The 14,545-nt window shown below is 56.3% G+C and carries 16 protein-coding genes; 5 read left to right on the top strand and 11 right to left on the bottom strand.

Annotated features, from left to right (window positions below; genetic code table 11):
• Positions 1-4 precede the first annotated feature (4 nt).
• The 10 genes from ABJZ52_RS07190 to ABJZ52_RS07235 all read right to left on the bottom strand — a co-directional run bounded on the left by ABJZ52_RS07190 (position 5) and on the right by ABJZ52_RS07235 (position 10,248).
• On the bottom strand, positions 5-1,021 hold the full coding sequence (locus ABJZ52_RS07190; protein ID WP_348198552.1) for a bifunctional enoyl-CoA hydratase/phosphate acetyltransferase: 1,017 nt from the start codon (positions 1,019-1,021) through the stop codon (positions 5-7).
• Entirely contained in the window at positions 1,008-2,222 is a 1,215-nt protein-coding gene (locus ABJZ52_RS07195) for an acetate/propionate family kinase (RefSeq protein WP_348322561.1), read from the bottom strand. The genes ABJZ52_RS07190 and ABJZ52_RS07195 overlap by 14 nt, the downstream gene beginning before the upstream one ends.
• Complete coding sequence (locus ABJZ52_RS07200; RefSeq protein WP_348198550.1) at positions 2,222-4,036, bottom strand: DUF3141 domain-containing protein; 1,815 nt, start codon at positions 4,034-4,036, stop codon at positions 2,222-2,224. The genes ABJZ52_RS07195 and ABJZ52_RS07200 overlap by 1 nt, the downstream gene beginning before the upstream one ends.
• Positions 4,037-4,153: 117 nt before the next feature.
• Complete coding sequence (locus ABJZ52_RS07205) at positions 4,154-5,044, bottom strand: ribose-phosphate pyrophosphokinase (RefSeq protein ID WP_348322562.1); 891 nt, start codon at positions 5,042-5,044, stop codon at positions 4,154-4,156.
• Positions 5,041-6,555: a thymidine phosphorylase family protein gene (locus tag ABJZ52_RS07210; protein WP_348199004.1), complete on the bottom strand. Its 1,515-nt coding sequence runs from the start codon at positions 6,553-6,555 to the stop codon at positions 5,041-5,043. The genes ABJZ52_RS07205 and ABJZ52_RS07210 overlap by 4 nt, the downstream gene beginning before the upstream one ends.
• Before the next feature lie 33 nt (positions 6,556-6,588).
• On the bottom strand, positions 6,589-7,953 hold the full coding sequence (locus tag ABJZ52_RS07215; protein WP_348322564.1) for an MBL fold metallo-hydrolase: 1,365 nt from the start codon (positions 7,951-7,953) through the stop codon (positions 6,589-6,591).
• Between the two features lie 50 nt (positions 7,954-8,003).
• The gene (locus ABJZ52_RS07220; RefSeq protein ID WP_348322565.1) at positions 8,004-8,333 is read right to left on the bottom strand and encodes a DUF5676 family membrane protein; all 330 of its coding nucleotides are present in this window, start codon (positions 8,331-8,333) and stop codon (positions 8,004-8,006) included.
• Positions 8,326-8,679: a YHS domain-containing protein gene (locus ABJZ52_RS07225; RefSeq protein WP_348322566.1), complete on the bottom strand. Its 354-nt coding sequence runs from the start codon at positions 8,677-8,679 to the stop codon at positions 8,326-8,328. The genes ABJZ52_RS07220 and ABJZ52_RS07225 overlap by 8 nt, the downstream gene beginning before the upstream one ends.
• Positions 8,680-8,807: 128 nt before the next feature.
• Positions 8,808-9,494 carry a DUF6629 family protein gene (locus ABJZ52_RS07230; RefSeq protein WP_348322567.1) on the bottom strand — a complete coding sequence of 229 codons (687 nt, stop codon included), beginning with the start codon at positions 9,492-9,494 and terminating at the stop codon, positions 8,808-8,810.
• A gap of 43 nt (positions 9,495-9,537) precedes the next feature.
• Positions 9,538-10,248, bottom strand: coding sequence for a lycopene cyclase domain-containing protein (locus ABJZ52_RS07235; RefSeq protein ID WP_348322568.1), 711 nt, complete (start codon positions 10,246-10,248; stop codon positions 9,538-9,540).
• A gap of 58 nt (positions 10,249-10,306) precedes the next feature.
• On the opposite strand from ABJZ52_RS07235, the gene ABJZ52_RS07240 reads away from it, so the two are divergent.
• From ABJZ52_RS07240 to ABJZ52_RS07250, 3 genes are all read left to right on the top strand, one after another.
• Entirely contained in the window at positions 10,307-11,251 is a 945-nt protein-coding gene (locus tag ABJZ52_RS07240) for a DMT family transporter (protein ID WP_348322569.1), read from the top strand.
• A 184-nt stretch (positions 11,252-11,435) separates the two neighbouring features.
• Positions 11,436-11,822, top strand: a complete 387-nt coding sequence (locus ABJZ52_RS07245) for a hypothetical protein (RefSeq protein WP_348322570.1) — start codon at positions 11,436-11,438, stop codon at positions 11,820-11,822.
• A 72-nt stretch (positions 11,823-11,894) separates the two neighbouring features.
• Positions 11,895-12,353, top strand: coding sequence for an ion channel (locus ABJZ52_RS07250; protein WP_348322571.1), 459 nt, complete (start codon positions 11,895-11,897; stop codon positions 12,351-12,353).
• A gap of 162 nt (positions 12,354-12,515) precedes the next feature.
• Here the strand turns inward: ABJZ52_RS07250 and ABJZ52_RS07255 are convergent, their stop codons facing one another.
• Positions 12,516-12,953 (bottom strand): helix-turn-helix domain-containing protein, encoded by a 438-nt coding sequence (locus ABJZ52_RS07255; RefSeq protein ID WP_348322572.1) that lies wholly within the window; start codon positions 12,951-12,953, stop codon positions 12,516-12,518.
• A 118-nt stretch (positions 12,954-13,071) separates the two neighbouring features.
• Here ABJZ52_RS07255 and ABJZ52_RS07260 point away from each other — a divergent pair, with 118 nt between their 5' ends.
• Both ABJZ52_RS07260 and lspA read left to right on the top strand, forming a co-directional pair.
• A complete protein-coding gene (locus ABJZ52_RS07260; RefSeq protein WP_348322573.1) occupies positions 13,072-13,695 on the top strand; it encodes a cation transporter in 624 nt (207 codons plus the stop codon).
• 310 nt (positions 13,696-14,005) lie between these two features.
• Complete coding sequence (gene lspA / locus ABJZ52_RS07265) at positions 14,006-14,545, top strand: signal peptidase II (RefSeq protein ID WP_348322574.1); 540 nt, start codon at positions 14,006-14,008, stop codon at positions 14,543-14,545.

Genomic DNA, 14,545 nt, shown 5'->3' on the forward strand with positions numbered 1-14,545 from the left:
TTGTTCACGCTCCAATAGGACAACAGGCGCTTTCAGGTTGGGCTGCACAGTGAATCGCAGACTCGAGTTCCTCCTCGCGCCCTTGTCGTCGTTGAGCCGCCGATGACTGATGCATTAGGACGGCAAGCGCCATTGCCGCCAAGCGCGCCTGAGTCGGATCGGCACGCGAACTTAGGACGACCGGCGCGGACAATCCCAATACGATACCCGCCGCCGTGGCGCCTGCCAGATATTCTAGATTCTTGGCCAAGATGTTGCCGGATATGAGATCGGGAACGAGGAGAATATCGACATCTCCCGCGACCTCGGACACGATCCCCTTCACCTTTGCAGCGTCACTCGAGATCGCATTATCAAAGGCCATGGGGCCATCAATGGCAGCGCCGGAGATTTGCCCCCGTCTTGCCATCAACGCGAGGCAAGCCGCGTCCACCGTCGATACAATCGCCGGATTCACCGTTTCAACAGCCGAGAGCGCTGCGACCTTGGGTCTAGCGACGCCAAGGAGATGAAAGAGCGAGATGGCGTTCTGAAGAATTTGCGCCTTCGCGTTTAGGTCCGGAGAAATGTTTATCGCCGCATCTGTAATCGCCAACAATTTCGGATAGGTCGGGATATCGACCACAAATACGTGACTGACACGCTGGTCGGGCAGCCTGAGCCCGCGATCAGAATCGAGAACCGCCCGCATCAAAGCGTCTGTGTGAATTCGCCCTTTCATGAGTGCATCTGCTCGTCCACCACGAACGAGGTCAACGCCAACCCGAGCCGCTTCCTCCGCATCTTTTGCAGTGATGATTTCAACACCGGTGATATCGGCGTCAATTTCACCGGCGCATGCAACAATCTCGTCCGGCGCGCCGATGAGGAGCGGCACAATAAGACCGGCCTTCCGAGCTTGTACGACAGACTGAAGGACTAGTGCCTGGTCTGCTGCGATTACGGCCATTCGGATCGGCGGAAGCTTTTCTGCACGCTCAACCAGTTCTTCGAGCCCCTCAGCATGACTATGCACAGGCATTTAGTTCCCCTTTCCCCGAGGCGCTTTCCAAAACCGTCCGGACATGCCGAGCGATCACTGATTCCTCATCCGTGTCGAACGCATCAATGGGGACGCGGCTCCGATCAGTAGATACGACCGGAAGGTTTTGGGCATTTCTCTCTGGGTCGATTTCGACACCCAAATAGGACAATCCCTCACAAATTCGGGCGCGGATTTCAGGCGAATTCGCACCAATTCCACCGGTGAAGACGAGCCGGTCGAGACCGCCGAGAGACGCCGTCTGCGCGGCTAGATGCCTCCGAGCGTGATGGCAGAAAAACTCGATCGCCTCAGCCGCCTCGGGTAGATCCTGTTGCGCCAGAAGATCCCGCATGTTTCGGCTTAGGCCGGACCGGCCGAGCAACCCGGATTCACGATAAAGGATATGCTGCAGTTCGGCGGGAGTTAGGTTCTTTTCCATCAGAAGGTAAAGGACGGCACCGGGATCGAGATCTCCAGGTCGCGTCCCCATGGGAAGGCCCGCTAGGGTGCTGAACCCCATTGAGGTTTCGATGCTCCGTCCCCCCTTGATCGCCGTCATGGACGCGCCGTTGCCCAAATGCGCGGCAACGATCTTCCCGTCCGCCGCCTCATCGCCATGCCAACGACGCACTTGCTCGACAACGTACTCATAGGACAAGCCATGAAAACCGAACCGTCGTATGCTGTCGTCATCGAACCGGCGAGGCAGTCCGGTCAACTGTGCAACGCGTGGAAGTCCATGGTGAAACGCCGTGTCGAAACAGGCGACCTGCGGAAGTTCCGGACAACGCAATTTCATCGCCTTGATACCCGTCAGGTTATGCGGGAGATGCAATGGGGCAAGAGGGATCAGTCGGCTTAGGCGATCTTCCAAGTCGGAAGTGATGATGAGCGAGCAATCGCATTCTTCGCCGCCATGGACGATACGGTGCCCGACGGACACAGGCATGTATTGGGTGCCCTGAAGCCAGTCGAGGAGCGCGTCGATGGCGGCAGCGTGACTTTCAACTTCGAGTGTCTCGTCTAAAATGGTCGCGCCGGAACCATCCAACACTGAAAACCGGCCGGCACCTATGCCGATCCGCTCGACCGCGCCACGCGCAATCCGCACAGAACTCTCGAACTCAGGAGAAAAAAGCGCAAATTTTACGCTTGATGACCCACAGTTGATAACAATGATCGCCTCTTCAACCATCATCACGGCTCATCTTTGCCAGGCTTTTTTTGGGAGGGCTCAAACAAGTTCTGGCCGTAGAGCAAGCGGAACACGTGCTCGTTGCCCGCATCGCGCAACTCTCGGACCATCTCCATTGCCTCGGACACACGGCCGAAAAATTCCCGCTCATTCTTTATCATTGGGTAGTTGTCGGACATCGGTCGCCGCTCTTTTGCCACCACGTCGGCGAGACCCGCGACAACCCTCATCCAAGGGTTAAAAACTTCCGAAAATACATAGCGGCTGACACGCATGGGGTGCTGCCATTTGAGGGTTTCCGCGATCCAAGGATTTGTCGCGGCTTGCACCCAAGGGCTCACAAACGTCCGATAGAAAGCTTCATTCGCCTCCGACACTGCTCGAACCCGTTCGAAAGATTCCGGTTGTTTCGCAAAGTCGATGTCCTCGACTTTGCGCTCTATGAACCGGACGGAAAATTGCGGTTTATGGCAGTCCGGATCGCCGCTCGGGTTGTCGATTTGCATCTCATAGAGCCCGGGATTCAACTCTTCGATCTCATCAAGGCTTTCAAGGATCGCGCGGTGTTCAAGCCGAGCGACCTTGGCCGAGACGAATAGCCCAAGATGCCCGACATGCGGGTTCGTCAAATAGACGATACGTTGCCCTGCGCGCTTCAGGTCATCCGTATCCTTGTACACGGCCGGGATCCATCCCAAGGCCTGGTGCGGCGGGGTGATGTTATCACCGTAGGAGGCGAAGATGACGAGCGGGTTTCGAATTCGCCGAAGGTCAGCGGTACAGCCGTTGCAAATTCGGAATTCGCCATTTTCAAGTTTATTGCCGATGAACAGGTTTTCGACGATCGCGACGATTTCCTCGCGGCTCATGAAATAGAACCCGTTCCACCATCGTTCAAATTCAAGAAACCGCTCGCGCTCCGTATCGACCTTGGCGAACAGTCCGGCGTACTTTTCCCAGATTGCCTTTTCCGGCTTCAGATTCTCAAAATTCTGCGCAAGCCACGCGCCATCGAAACGCCCGTTACCGAGATCGGCGGCAAGATGTGCGAGCCAAACGCCACCGAGAAGCCCGCCGGTTATCCGCATCGGATTAACGCCGGCTTCCCCCGCCCAATAGGACATTGGCGAGCCGTTAAGCACAGCCGGGCCGACCAAGCCCTCGCAATCCGCGGATAAAATCGCCACCGCCCAACCGGCTTGGCAGTTTCCATACAATATGGGAGGTGTTTTAGGGTGGCGCTGAGCAACCTCATCGACGAAACGCCGGAGGGCATGCAACACGTCCGCAAGCGTCTGGCCAGGCGATGGTTCGGGATAGAACATTACGAAGTAAACCGGGTGACCTTCGTGTAGGGCCATGCCGACTTCGGAGTCGTGTTTGAATCCTCCGATACCCGGTCCGTGCCCTGCGCGTGGATCAATAACGATGACAGGTGGTTTTTCTGGATCGACGCAATCGTCCCAACAATCATCGCCAACTTCCGTAATCCGCAACAGCGCATAATTTGAAGGAGCCTCAAAATCGCGCCCATCAAGGATCATCTCATATTTGAAATCGAGCAAAGGCGGCAGGCCAGCGCGCTCATGGTCCAACATGTTGTTGGCGCGTTCACGAAGCGTGTCCAGAAACAGTATCGACCGCTGCCAGAGATCTCGCCCATATTCGGCAGCCTGAACTACCTTTTCTCCCGGAACGCCTAACAGTTCCGGCGATGCCTGATTCGCTCGACTAGATTGCGCTGCCTTTCCGACCTTGGTGGTCGAATCTCCCGCGTTCCCCCGGACTGCATGCCTTCGTTTCGTTGTTTCGTTCATCGGGAATACACCTCTGCAGAACCTTACTGGTCACTTGGGGTTTGCCATCCGAATTTATGGCCATCAACGTAACGCGTTATCCTTAATGGCTCCGGCGACCGGAGGGTCAAGGCTAATCTAAATGGGTAAAACCCGGCGGACGGCCGAAGCGATCAATCCTGAGACATCGATCCGATTGCTGTCGTGGCCGATCGTGTTGCAGGTCACAATTTCACCCGCGCCGGCTTGCTTCAATTCCACGTAAGCATTGTCTGCAAATACCGCGTGGATGCCGATGCAAACCGGCGCTTGCAGGCCGGCCGCCCGGACATGCCCAACCGTTTCGATCATCGTACGCGCGGTCGAGATGATATCGTCCACCAGAACCGGCGTTCGGTCGCGCCATTTGTCCACGTCGGGAACCGTGACCTCGACGTCACGGTCTCCTCGCCTCGTCTTTTCCAAGACGACGAACGGCGCCCCGGCATCCGCCGCAACAGCAGCAACCCATTGTTCACTTTCGCTGTCGGGACCGATCAACAAAGGTGCTGAGATCGCTCCTCTTATCCATTCAGAGACCAACGGGGCCGCGTGCACGGTGGCACTCGGCACCGAATAAATTTCGTCAAGTGAACTGCGCCGGTGGAGATGAGGGTCTATCGTGACAAGCCAATCAATCCATGACGAGAGGACTTTGGCGAAATAGATGGACGACACCGCTTCTCCCGGATTGAACCTTTTGTCCTGGCGCATATAGGCGAGATACGGCGCAACAAGCCCGACTTTCGACGCACCAAGTTCCTTCGCCGTCCCGGCCGCGAATATCACCGGCAGAACCTTCTCATCGGGACGGTCCAACGAGGCGACGAGGATGACCTCTCTTCCATCGATGGGCGTTTCATACCGGAAGTAGGATTCACCGTCGGGAAAGCGGCGCACAACGAGCTTTCCGATCTCACCATCGATTTCTGCGGCAAGCGAATGAGCAACCACTTCGTTTCCCGGCAGGGGGTACACGATGGCGCTCATCCCGGAACTCCGATATCGAAGATGGGCGGATGATGCTCGATGTAATCCAGCGCGTAAGCCAACTCGCCCGGCGTCTCAGCATAAAGCGTGAAAAGCGGCGCCCCCTTCTCCACCTGGTCCCCGGGTCGTGTGTGCAATTGCACACCTGCCGCTTTCGCGTCCGGCGCACCCGCAAGTTTCGCCGCCTTGGCCAGACGACGGTTGTCGAGGCCTAGAATTTCGCCGGAAACGTCTGCGTCAATTACCCGTCGTTGGGATGAAACAGGCGGCGTCCGCATACCCCCTTGCGCCTCGCATATAGCCTGGAACTTGGCCCATGCCGCGCCACTATCCAGAGTTTCTTCGGCTCTCTGAAAGCCCATGCCGGAGCCAGCAGCACCCGACAACTCGAGCAAAGCGGCCGCGAGCGCGACCGATCGCGCCCTAAGATCATGCGGCGCGTCCGGCTTTCCCTTCAACACGGAGAGGACATCCAAGGCTTCCAGAGCGGGCCCGATCCCGTTCCCGACCGGTTGCCGCCCATCGGTCTGTAAAACAGTCGACTTCAGACCAATCTCGGAAGCCACAGCGGTCAAGTTTTCGCTGAGGGATTGCGCATCCTTTTCGCTTCGCACCTTGGCCGTCGGCCCGACAGGAATATCGAGAACGAGGTGCGTTGATCCTGCGGATAGTTTCTTCGATAGCACCGACGCAACGAGTTGCCCTTCCCCATCGATGTCCAAGGCCCTTTCGACCCGGATCAGGATGTCATCCGCTGGGCTAAGGGAGACGGCACCTCCCCAGACGATACACCCGCCTTCACGCTCGACCACGCGCCGCATTGCATCGATGTTAAGATCGACCGGCGCCAGCGTTTCCATCGTGTCCGCTGTACCGGCGGGTGACGTGATTGCCCTGGAAGACGTCTTGGGCATGGTCAGCCCACAGGCCGCCATGATTGCGACCACGATTGGGGTGGTTCTATTTCCGGGTAGACCACCGACGCAATGTTTGTCGACAATCGGTGATGCTCCCCAGTCCAAAGTGTCTCCGACGGAGACCATGGCGCGGGTCAAGGCAACAATTTCCCGCCGTTTCAACCCGTGCGATGAACAGGCGGTGATGAAAGCGGAGACCTGAACGTCGGAATAGCGGCCTGCCACGATATCCTGCATGACCTCTTCCAAACCTGTGTCCGAAAACTCCGAACCGTAGACTTTCGCACGAACGAGGCTCAGGGAGTCCGGCGGGCGGGGATGCCCGATCGCCACCATGTCGCCTTCCTGGGCATCTAATCTGCCCCAAGCAGCTTCTGACAGCCCCGCCTCTCCTTCCGCCAACAAATCGCCTTTCACGCGGTTCAGCGTGGCGATGATCGATCGGTCGCCGGCAGTCACGCAGACACGGGCCATGGCGGCAAACCCTTCCGCGCGGCAGACGTGGCAATCGCTCCGCATATAGATGACCGCTTCCTGCTGCGTATCGATCCCAAGGCGCTTCAGGCGCAAGGAGTTTGTAGCTGTATCTTTCACGCGACGTCCTACTTCCAGCGTCTTATCCACGGCTCAATCAAGCGTGGCCTGGTCGCCATACTCGGGCACGACGCAGGGCCACTGCAATTCATCGGAGATGCGAACGCGCAGCGCTTCGGAAGCATCCGGCTCACCATGGGTGATGTAGGTCCGTTTAGGAGGCTGCGTGAAATTGCCGAGCCAGGTCAGGATTTCGTCCGCATCGGCATGCGCGGACAGCATGGAGAGGTTCGCGATCTCCGCGCGGATGGGAATATGCCGTCCATGTATTTTCACCGACTTTACACCTGCCACCAAGCTGGCGCCGCGCGTTCCGCCGGCCTGGAACCCCGTAAACAACACCGCATGCCGTTCATCCGGCACATAGAACTTCAGGTGATGAAGTATCCGCCCGCCTGTCGCCATACCGCTTGCCGATATGATGATCTTAGGCATCGGGTTTTCATCAAGCGCTTTCGATTCCTCCGCTTCTCTTACGTAGGTCGCGACGTTGCACGCCGCCTGGCACTCTTCGGCAGTCAGCCGGTGTTCCTTCATGTGGCGGCAGAAAACCTCGCTGGCGCTGACAGCCATGGGGCTGTCCAAGAACACCGGGAGGTCTGGTATACGTTTCGACGCCTTGAGCCGCTGCAGATGAAACAGGATCGACTGGGCGCGGCCGACAGCAAAAGCCGGAATCAGGACGGTTCCACCTCTGGCAGCCACCCTTGAGATCGTTTCGGCCAAAGCGTCCTCTACGTTCACCCGATCATGAAGGCGATTTCCGTAGGTCGACTCCATGATGAGATAGTCCGCGCCGCGCACGATCGTCGGATCCACCATCGTCGCGCTGTTCGGGCGCCCGATATCGCCGGAAAACAGTAGTGATCGACCGCCGAATGACACACGGACGAACGCAGAGCCAAGAATATGCCCCGCCAGCAGGAATCTTATTTGAAGCGCATCAATGACTTCGGTGTCGACCTCGTATGGGCATGCGCGGAAGTGGCCAAGGCAATTCCGCGCATCCCTTTCAGTATATAGAGGGGCGGCCGGCCGGTGTTTGGAGAAGCCGTGTCGATTGGCAAATTCCGCGTCGCGTTCCTGCAGATGACCGCTATCCGGCAGCAGGATCCCACACAATTCAGTCGTCGCAGAGGTGGCGTAGACAGGTCCCTTGAACCCATTCCTGACCAAGAGAGGAAGATATCCCGAGTGGTCAAGGTGCGCATGCGTCAGGACCACGGCGTCAATCTCGCTCGGCTCGATTGGCAGCGGGGCCCAGTTCTTCTGACGCAGCTTCTTGAAACCCTGAAACAGGCCGCAATCGACAAGCACCCGCTGGCCACCAAATGTAAGCAGATACTTTGATCCGGTGACGGTGCCGACACCTCCAAGGAACGTGAGCTGCGCTGTCATGACTGACTCCGAATGAGTATTTACATGAGAGGCATCGCTCTGGAGAGGTTTTAACCTTTCCGCGAGGCGAAGAAGTTGTATAGCGGCCCGAACACCAACGCGACGTACCACCCGTACGCAGCGCTCTCGACGAGACCCAGGAAGAAGCTCGGCCATGTCAGCCAGGTAAAGCCCGGCAACAGAGGCTGCCAGACACGGTACATGGCATAATCAGGGAACAGCAGGTCGAAGCCGACACAAAGCAGATAGGTGATGGCCAAGAAGACGCATAAGCTGTTGCCAAGCGCCATGACCGGCATGCGGGAAACTCGGCTCGAGCCGGCCAGTGGCGTCCCGGGGCGGGCTGGTTCAGAGACCTTTGTATCTGACGGATTAGGCATTGTGCGCCTCCAATCTCGGGTTAGAAGCATCGTCACTCTGCCCGACGTAGAGGTCCGGTTTGGTCTCGAAAAGCTCCCGGCACTCGCGCGAGCAGAAGTAATAGACGTAGCCTTCGTAAACGCTGGGCTTCGCGTCGGCGGTTCTGACCTGCTTCTTGCAGACGGGATCGATATCTTCTGCCGGCGGATACCATTTCAAGTCCTGCCGCCTTTCGGCATCTTGACCTTTTTCCTCGCCGGCACCGCCATGTCGATGCGAATGCCCCATGACATGGCTGCCGCATCCCATGCGCATCATGAGAAAGATAAACACGCCCCAGATGACGAAGTAGACCAGAGCTTCCATTTTATCGGAACTCCCTTGTTCGCCTTCCCGCCTACGGACTTCGGTGGGAACAGAATGAACATGCCCCCTCCTGCAACCGGAGGGTCAAGAGTTTCTAGGTCGCGTTTCTAGAATGGAATGCGCGGTTACTATGAAAACAACACCGGGCATTCCCTGCGGCATTTGTTGCGCAGGATGATGTAGATGAGATGGAGGGTACCAAGTCCAGCCAACAAACAGAAAAACGATATGTAGGCGTAGCTCAAGAACAGATAGACGACGGTAAGCGTGACGATCAGCGTTACCCCAAACCAGCGGACATGAAGGTATGTCGACAAAAGCGTCGGCGCGACGATCAGGAAAAGATAGATCAAGTATGTCATCCAGCGCGGCATGAGATAGTCGAGGAACATGGTGTCTTCATACGCCAAGGACCGGTTGTTGATACCGACATCAATCCAATCCGCGTTCAAAAGATGCGGCACGAAGAGAACGCCGCCCAACGCGACACCGGCGACCGCAAACAACAGGAACATTTTTTTACGACGACTTTCCGGAGGCTCCAATACATAGACACTGAAGGGAACCCAGGCAGGCCACATGAACCAGGAAAAGAACATGAAGCCGAGCGCCGCCCACCAGACCATTGTCGGATCGCCGACATTCAATCCCATCCAGACATGCCCCTCGAACAACTGCTGGACGCCAGCCATCGCGGGCATCAACGCGAAGGGGAGGTAACGCCTGTTCAACGCCGCGGCCTTATAGGTCGCGAAACCGCCGCCGGCGATCAACACGCCGCCGGTCGCGAAACTCACGGCTTCAGAAAAACACATCTCTCGCGCGGGCCATTTCAGATCATGCTCATAAGTTCAGTCCTCAATGTATATCTGTCACGCGCCGCCATGTGAAATGCTCATAGACCCCGGACCAATAGGCGCCGAACATGACGGCGAAAAGAAGCTCCTCAATGGGCATGCCGTAAATCAATATTCCGGACAGTGACTCAAGGTTCCAAACCTTGCCGATGTAACCAGGTGACAGCCACTCCAGTCCGGCAAGAAAGACTAGGTAATAGACAAGGAACAACACGCCTCCGACCCAAGTTTTGGAAATCAGGTCGCGTCGACAGAGCATCGTCGAAACGGCGCCCAATGCCATGGCGACGATCGCCGGATAGATGGGGTTCCACTCCATCAGATAGAGGACAGGGAACACAAGGAACGGCGTCGCCACGGCCCAAAAATGAAACCGATGACTTGCGAGCCGGCGCGCCATCGAACTCATTCGTCCGTGACTTTTTCCCGTCAGGATGTTGTACGAAACCGCGCCGACCCCGCCGATGCCAAAGCAGAAAATGAGGCTTTCGATATCGAACCCCGTCCGTTGCGCGAGATCGAAGAGACTGGGTGGGTTCCAATACTCAGGCACGAACAAGGGCTCCGTCAAACCGAACGGTGTCGTAAACAGGCTCGCCCAAAGAATTACTCTGCGATGGGCCGGGAACGCGCCAAAAGCCACCATCCACGGAACAAGGAATGCGGACGCCCAGACAAACCACACGAATTTTTCCGGCACCAGCTCATGCATGACATGCCTCCTTCTGCTACACCTCCTGGAACACGATAAAATCGAGGTAGCGCATTAAATGGATTCCGACCAACCGAAATCTTCCGTCTCGCGCATTTCGACGCTGCAGATTCTCGTGGTGATGGTGCTTTGGGCGTCGTGCTTTCCGCTCATCACGGCCGGGATCGGGTTCTCGCCGCATTTGACCTTCGCAGCCTTGCGCGCGGTTATCGCGGGCGCAGCGCTCATGATCCTTGCGGCCGCACTTCGCCGCCCTCTTCCCGCCACCGGAAGGGATTGGGCCATCATCACCTTTATCGGCCTGGGCGCAACGAGCCTCGGATTCCTCGGCATGTTCCATGCCGCTGAATTCGTGACGCCTGGCGTCGCAACGGTTGTCGCCAATACACAGCCGCTCATGGCGGCGTTCCTTGCCGCACTCATGCTTGGCGAAACCGTTTCCGTTCGGGGGAAGCTTGGATTGCTTTTGGGATTTGTCGGGATCGTGGTGATCGCCGTCCCGCAGTTCTTTTTAACTGGCGGGGAAACCTACGCCCTGGGTATCGCCTACATTTTGCTGGCGGCAGTCGGAATCACGATCAGCAACGTCTTGATCAAGAAAATCGCCGGCAAGGTTGACGTGCTGATGGCGATGGGCCTGCAAACGCTTATCGGGAGCATTCCTTTAGGGGCAGCTGCTTGGTACCTGGAAGATCCCGCAAGCGTGCAATGGACGCCTGCCTTCGTTGCCTCTTTGCTCGGTCTCAGTATCTTCGGGACGGCTCTTGCGTATTACCTCTGGTTCTCGGCGCTCGAACACACCCCGCTCAACCGGGCGAACGCCTTCGCCTTTCTCGTGCCGATATTCGGTATTCTTCTCGGCATGACCTTCTTTGACGAAACGTTCGGGTGGGCACATTTTATCGGCATACCGTTGACGATCGTCGGCGTGACGTTGGTAAGCCGGTCAGGTGATACGCTTTCACTCAACAGACATCGGGCCGCATCGTCGCCTGCCGACTAATTATAATTTCACGTCATCTCCATGCCTTCGGCTCGCAGACGCAGACTTCGCCAGTGTACGGCTCGTCACGTCGCCCTGATCGATTGGTCTTACGTCATTCTCTTCAATCTTATCCTTGACCCTCCGGCGACTGGAGGTCCTATGTTGGCAACCATCGGAGAACCAATGGAATGGAGTGACTTCGATGATCGGCATTCAGACAGATTTTTATTCTGGCCTTATTCCGCCCATCCCAACGGTCGGGACAGAGGCTGCGATTGCCCCATCGGCGCCTCTGGCTGCAGATCAGGCGGATCGCCTTGATCTTCGGGAAAGTGAGGCGAGGGGCATCAAGGGAGCAGAGCGTCGGCCGCAGTTCGCGACGTTCGTCAGAGACCCGGAAACCGTAAATCGAATATTGGAAGATACTCAGGGCCTTGATCGCTATCGGCAACGCCAGGAAGAGCTCGTGCGGCAAGCCTCCCTTATCACCGACGCCTATGAACGTTCGGTCTTCATTTCGATGATCGATCCCGGGCGGGCGATGACGGTTCTCGGGACAAGAGAGGATATTAAGCTGATAGAGCCCTAGAGAGATGTCAGCTCTACGATGCCAAACGCAACAGTGGGGTTCTCTGCGAACACAAAACGAGGGGAGGTTTAGATGGGCGCCGCAGTGGGCATGTCGGTTTTTCTGGTTATCACGACTTTCCTCCTGCATTACGCCGTCTTTCGATGGCTGTCCGGCGGGATGTCGAACATTGCGATGACAGCGGAGCGACGAATTCTGATCATATGGCTGCTGACCCTTTCTGCCCATGTCGTTGAAGTTGCCCTATATGCAGCGGCCTATGTCCTCGGGGAACGAATGCTTGAGATCGGCAGCCTCGAAGGCCTTCAGATCGTGGGGCCATTGGATTATTTCTATTTCTCGATTGTCGCCTATACCTCCCTCGGCATGGGCGACATCGTGCCGTCGGATCACTTGCGCTTCATCACAGGAATCGAGACCCTGAACGGCCTGTTGCTGATTGCTTGGTCCGCATCATTCAATTATATCGCCATGGTAAAACTTTGGTCCTGGCAGACCTGTGTGGAACCCGTTTGGCGCAAGCTAAAGTGAACCTAGCCGTTAATTGGTCACTTCAAGAACAGCAACCTAGTACAGCTATTTGATGCTTTAAAGCGTACGAATACACGCTCCTGACCTTCGATCGCGAGACACTTTCGTGTAGCTGGGCGGAAATGTCACACGAAGGCGTTTCTAACAGAAAACACGGTAAAATCAGGCAGATGAATGGTCATCGCTCATACACTTCGAGTGATCGGCCAAGACCTCGATGATTTTGCATTCCGCCACCTTGCCGCCGCTACACTGGTTGATCATGCGCTTGAGTTCACGCTCCATAGACCGAAGGCGCGCGAGTCGTTCCTGAACGTGACCGAGGTGTTTGCGAGCGATGATGTCTACTTGCGCGCATGACTGATTGGACTGACCGCAGAACGACAGCAATTGGCGGATATTGTCCAAACTGAAACCCAGTTGTCGGCAATGGCGAATGAAAACCAGCCGAGATGCTTGATCTTCGGAGTAGATGCGACGGTTGCCCCTGGTCCGTCTTGGCTCCGGCAACAGTCCGATTTTCTCGTAATGGCGGATGATCTGGACCGTACATCCGGCACGCTCAGCCAATTCCCCGATGGGGGTGCTTTCAACGGTCATCAGTTTTTCCTATTGCTCCTACAACGATTGTAGATTGTAGCATCTGCGGATCGACGAATGCAAAGCGGCGGACAGTTTCAATGAACGTGCCCATCACGGATTAAAGGAACCGATCCATATGAGTGCCAATTGTTGCGGAGATACTGCCAAATTCGATGGAGTTTCAAAGGATTTCAAACGTGCGCTATGGGTTGTTATCGCGATTAACGGCTCAATGTTCTTCGTCGAAATGGCCGCGGGCGCTTTTGCTGGGTCGAAAGCCTTGCAAGCAGATGCGCTCGACTTTCTTGGTGACACCGTAACCTATGCAATCAGCTTATTTGTCATCGGCATGTCTGTCAGAATTCGGGCAATGGCAGCGCTCGCGAAAGGGTTCAGTCTCGGCGCTATGGGGCTTTGGGTGTTCGGCTCAACAGCATATCAGGTCCTAATTCTGGGTATGCCTTCGGCGACAATCATGGGCGCAATCGGTTTCATGGCGCTGGCCGCCAATATTATCAGTGTCCTCTTGTTGAGGCGATTTAAAGACGGGGATGCGAATGTCCGTTCTGTCTGGCTTTGCAGCCGAAACGATGCCATCGGAAACGTGGCTGTTATGTTGGCAGCGGCAGGTGTCTGGTTTACCGGCACTGCATGGCCCGACCTTATCGTCGCTGCCCTCATGGCCGGGCTGTTTCTTTGGTCGGCAACGCAGATTGTCCTCCAGGCAAGATCGGAGTGGACCAGCACGCAGGCCGGCTAAACGGCACTTGGAAAACATGAGAATAAGAATATCGACGAGTGCCAAAGGGGAGATACCAAACAGGAGGCTGGATAGCTTTGAAGTTGCTATATGCGCGCCGGTTAGATTTCGAATTGACGAGGTGCGTATCGAAGCCGTTGGTTTTCCTGTTGGCGGCGCAGGCGCTGAACAGAGGTGCTTTAAATGAAAAAGCTCGGGGGAGGCGTTCTGCACCGTCTTTTTTTACGATTCGATCAGTCCCCCAGAAGCGTCAAAAGGCATCGGCCATATCGATTGTAAATTAGAGACAACGATGGCCGGGAGGTAAGGAGTGGAGAAATGGATTGGCGCGACATTGCCCAGACTAATCTTCGGTAATCGCTGCCGGCAGACCGGCTTGCATACACTTTCGCCGTTTTTCCTGGCGGCAGGGGCGACGGCTGGCGACCAGGTGACTAAGTGGATCATCCTTACCAGAGTGATGGACCCGCCGAGAGTGATCGAGGTGACTTCCTTTTTTAACCTGATGTTGACCTTCAACACCGGCGTAAGTTTCGGCATGTTTCAGGATTTTTTTGCCTCCCGACCAGGAACACTGGCTCTTCTCTCCCTTGCGATCGCCAGTCTGCTGATGACCTGGGCATTAAGATCCCGCTTGCCGGGAGAGCGCAGAGGACTGGCCCTGGTTGCGGGCGGCGCACTCGGCAACATCATCGATCGTTGGCGACTAGGTGCTGTAACCGATTTCCTCGATTTTCATTGGCAAGGACTGCACTGGCCTGCTTTCAACGCTGCCGATGTTTTCATTTTCATCGGCGCGTTTTTAATTTTGACGTCGACGTTCCTGAACGGCACGAAAAATAAGGGTTAA

It is taken from the genome of Roseibium sp., assembly GCF_039982295.1.
Lineage (GTDB): Bacteria > Pseudomonadota > Alphaproteobacteria > Rhizobiales > Stappiaceae > Roseibium.

Excerpts from the sequence above, each read along its gene's own strand:
- ABJZ52_RS07190 (WP_348198552.1), bottom strand. The coding sequence starts at position 1,021 with ATGCCTGTGCATAGTCATGCTGAGGGGCTCGAAGAACTGGTTGAGCGT.
- ABJZ52_RS07195 (WP_348322561.1), bottom strand. The coding sequence starts at position 2,222 with ATGATGGTTGAAGAGGCGATCATTGTTATCAACTGTGGGTCATCAAGC.
- ABJZ52_RS07200 (WP_348198550.1), bottom strand. The coding sequence starts at position 4,036 with ATGAACGAAACAACGAAACGAAGGCATGCAGTCCGGGGGAACGCGGGA.
- ABJZ52_RS07205 (WP_348322562.1), bottom strand. The coding sequence starts at position 5,044 with ATGAGCGCCATCGTGTACCCCCTGCCGGGAAACGAAGTGGTTGCTCAT.
- ABJZ52_RS07215 (WP_348322564.1), bottom strand. The coding sequence starts at position 7,953 with ATGACAGCGCAGCTCACGTTCCTTGGAGGTGTCGGCACCGTCACCGGA.
- ABJZ52_RS07220 (WP_348322565.1), bottom strand. The coding sequence starts at position 8,333 with ATGCCTAATCCGTCAGATACAAAGGTCTCTGAACCAGCCCGCCCCGGG.
- ABJZ52_RS07225 (WP_348322566.1), bottom strand. The coding sequence starts at position 8,679 with ATGGAAGCTCTGGTCTACTTCGTCATCTGGGGCGTGTTTATCTTTCTC.
- ABJZ52_RS07230 (WP_348322567.1), bottom strand. The coding sequence starts at position 9,494 with ATGTGTTTTTCTGAAGCCGTGAGTTTCGCGACCGGCGGCGTGTTGATC.
- ABJZ52_RS07235 (WP_348322568.1), bottom strand. The coding sequence starts at position 10,248 with ATGCATGAGCTGGTGCCGGAAAAATTCGTGTGGTTTGTCTGGGCGTCC.
- ABJZ52_RS07240 (WP_348322569.1), top strand. The coding sequence starts at position 10,307 with ATGGATTCCGACCAACCGAAATCTTCCGTCTCGCGCATTTCGACGCTG.
- ABJZ52_RS07245 (WP_348322570.1), top strand. The coding sequence starts at position 11,436 with ATGATCGGCATTCAGACAGATTTTTATTCTGGCCTTATTCCGCCCATC.
- ABJZ52_RS07250 (WP_348322571.1), top strand. The coding sequence starts at position 11,895 with ATGGGCGCCGCAGTGGGCATGTCGGTTTTTCTGGTTATCACGACTTTC.
- ABJZ52_RS07255 (WP_348322572.1), bottom strand. The coding sequence starts at position 12,953 with ATGACCGTTGAAAGCACCCCCATCGGGGAATTGGCTGAGCGTGCCGGA.
- ABJZ52_RS07260 (WP_348322573.1), top strand. The coding sequence starts at position 13,072 with ATGAGTGCCAATTGTTGCGGAGATACTGCCAAATTCGATGGAGTTTCA.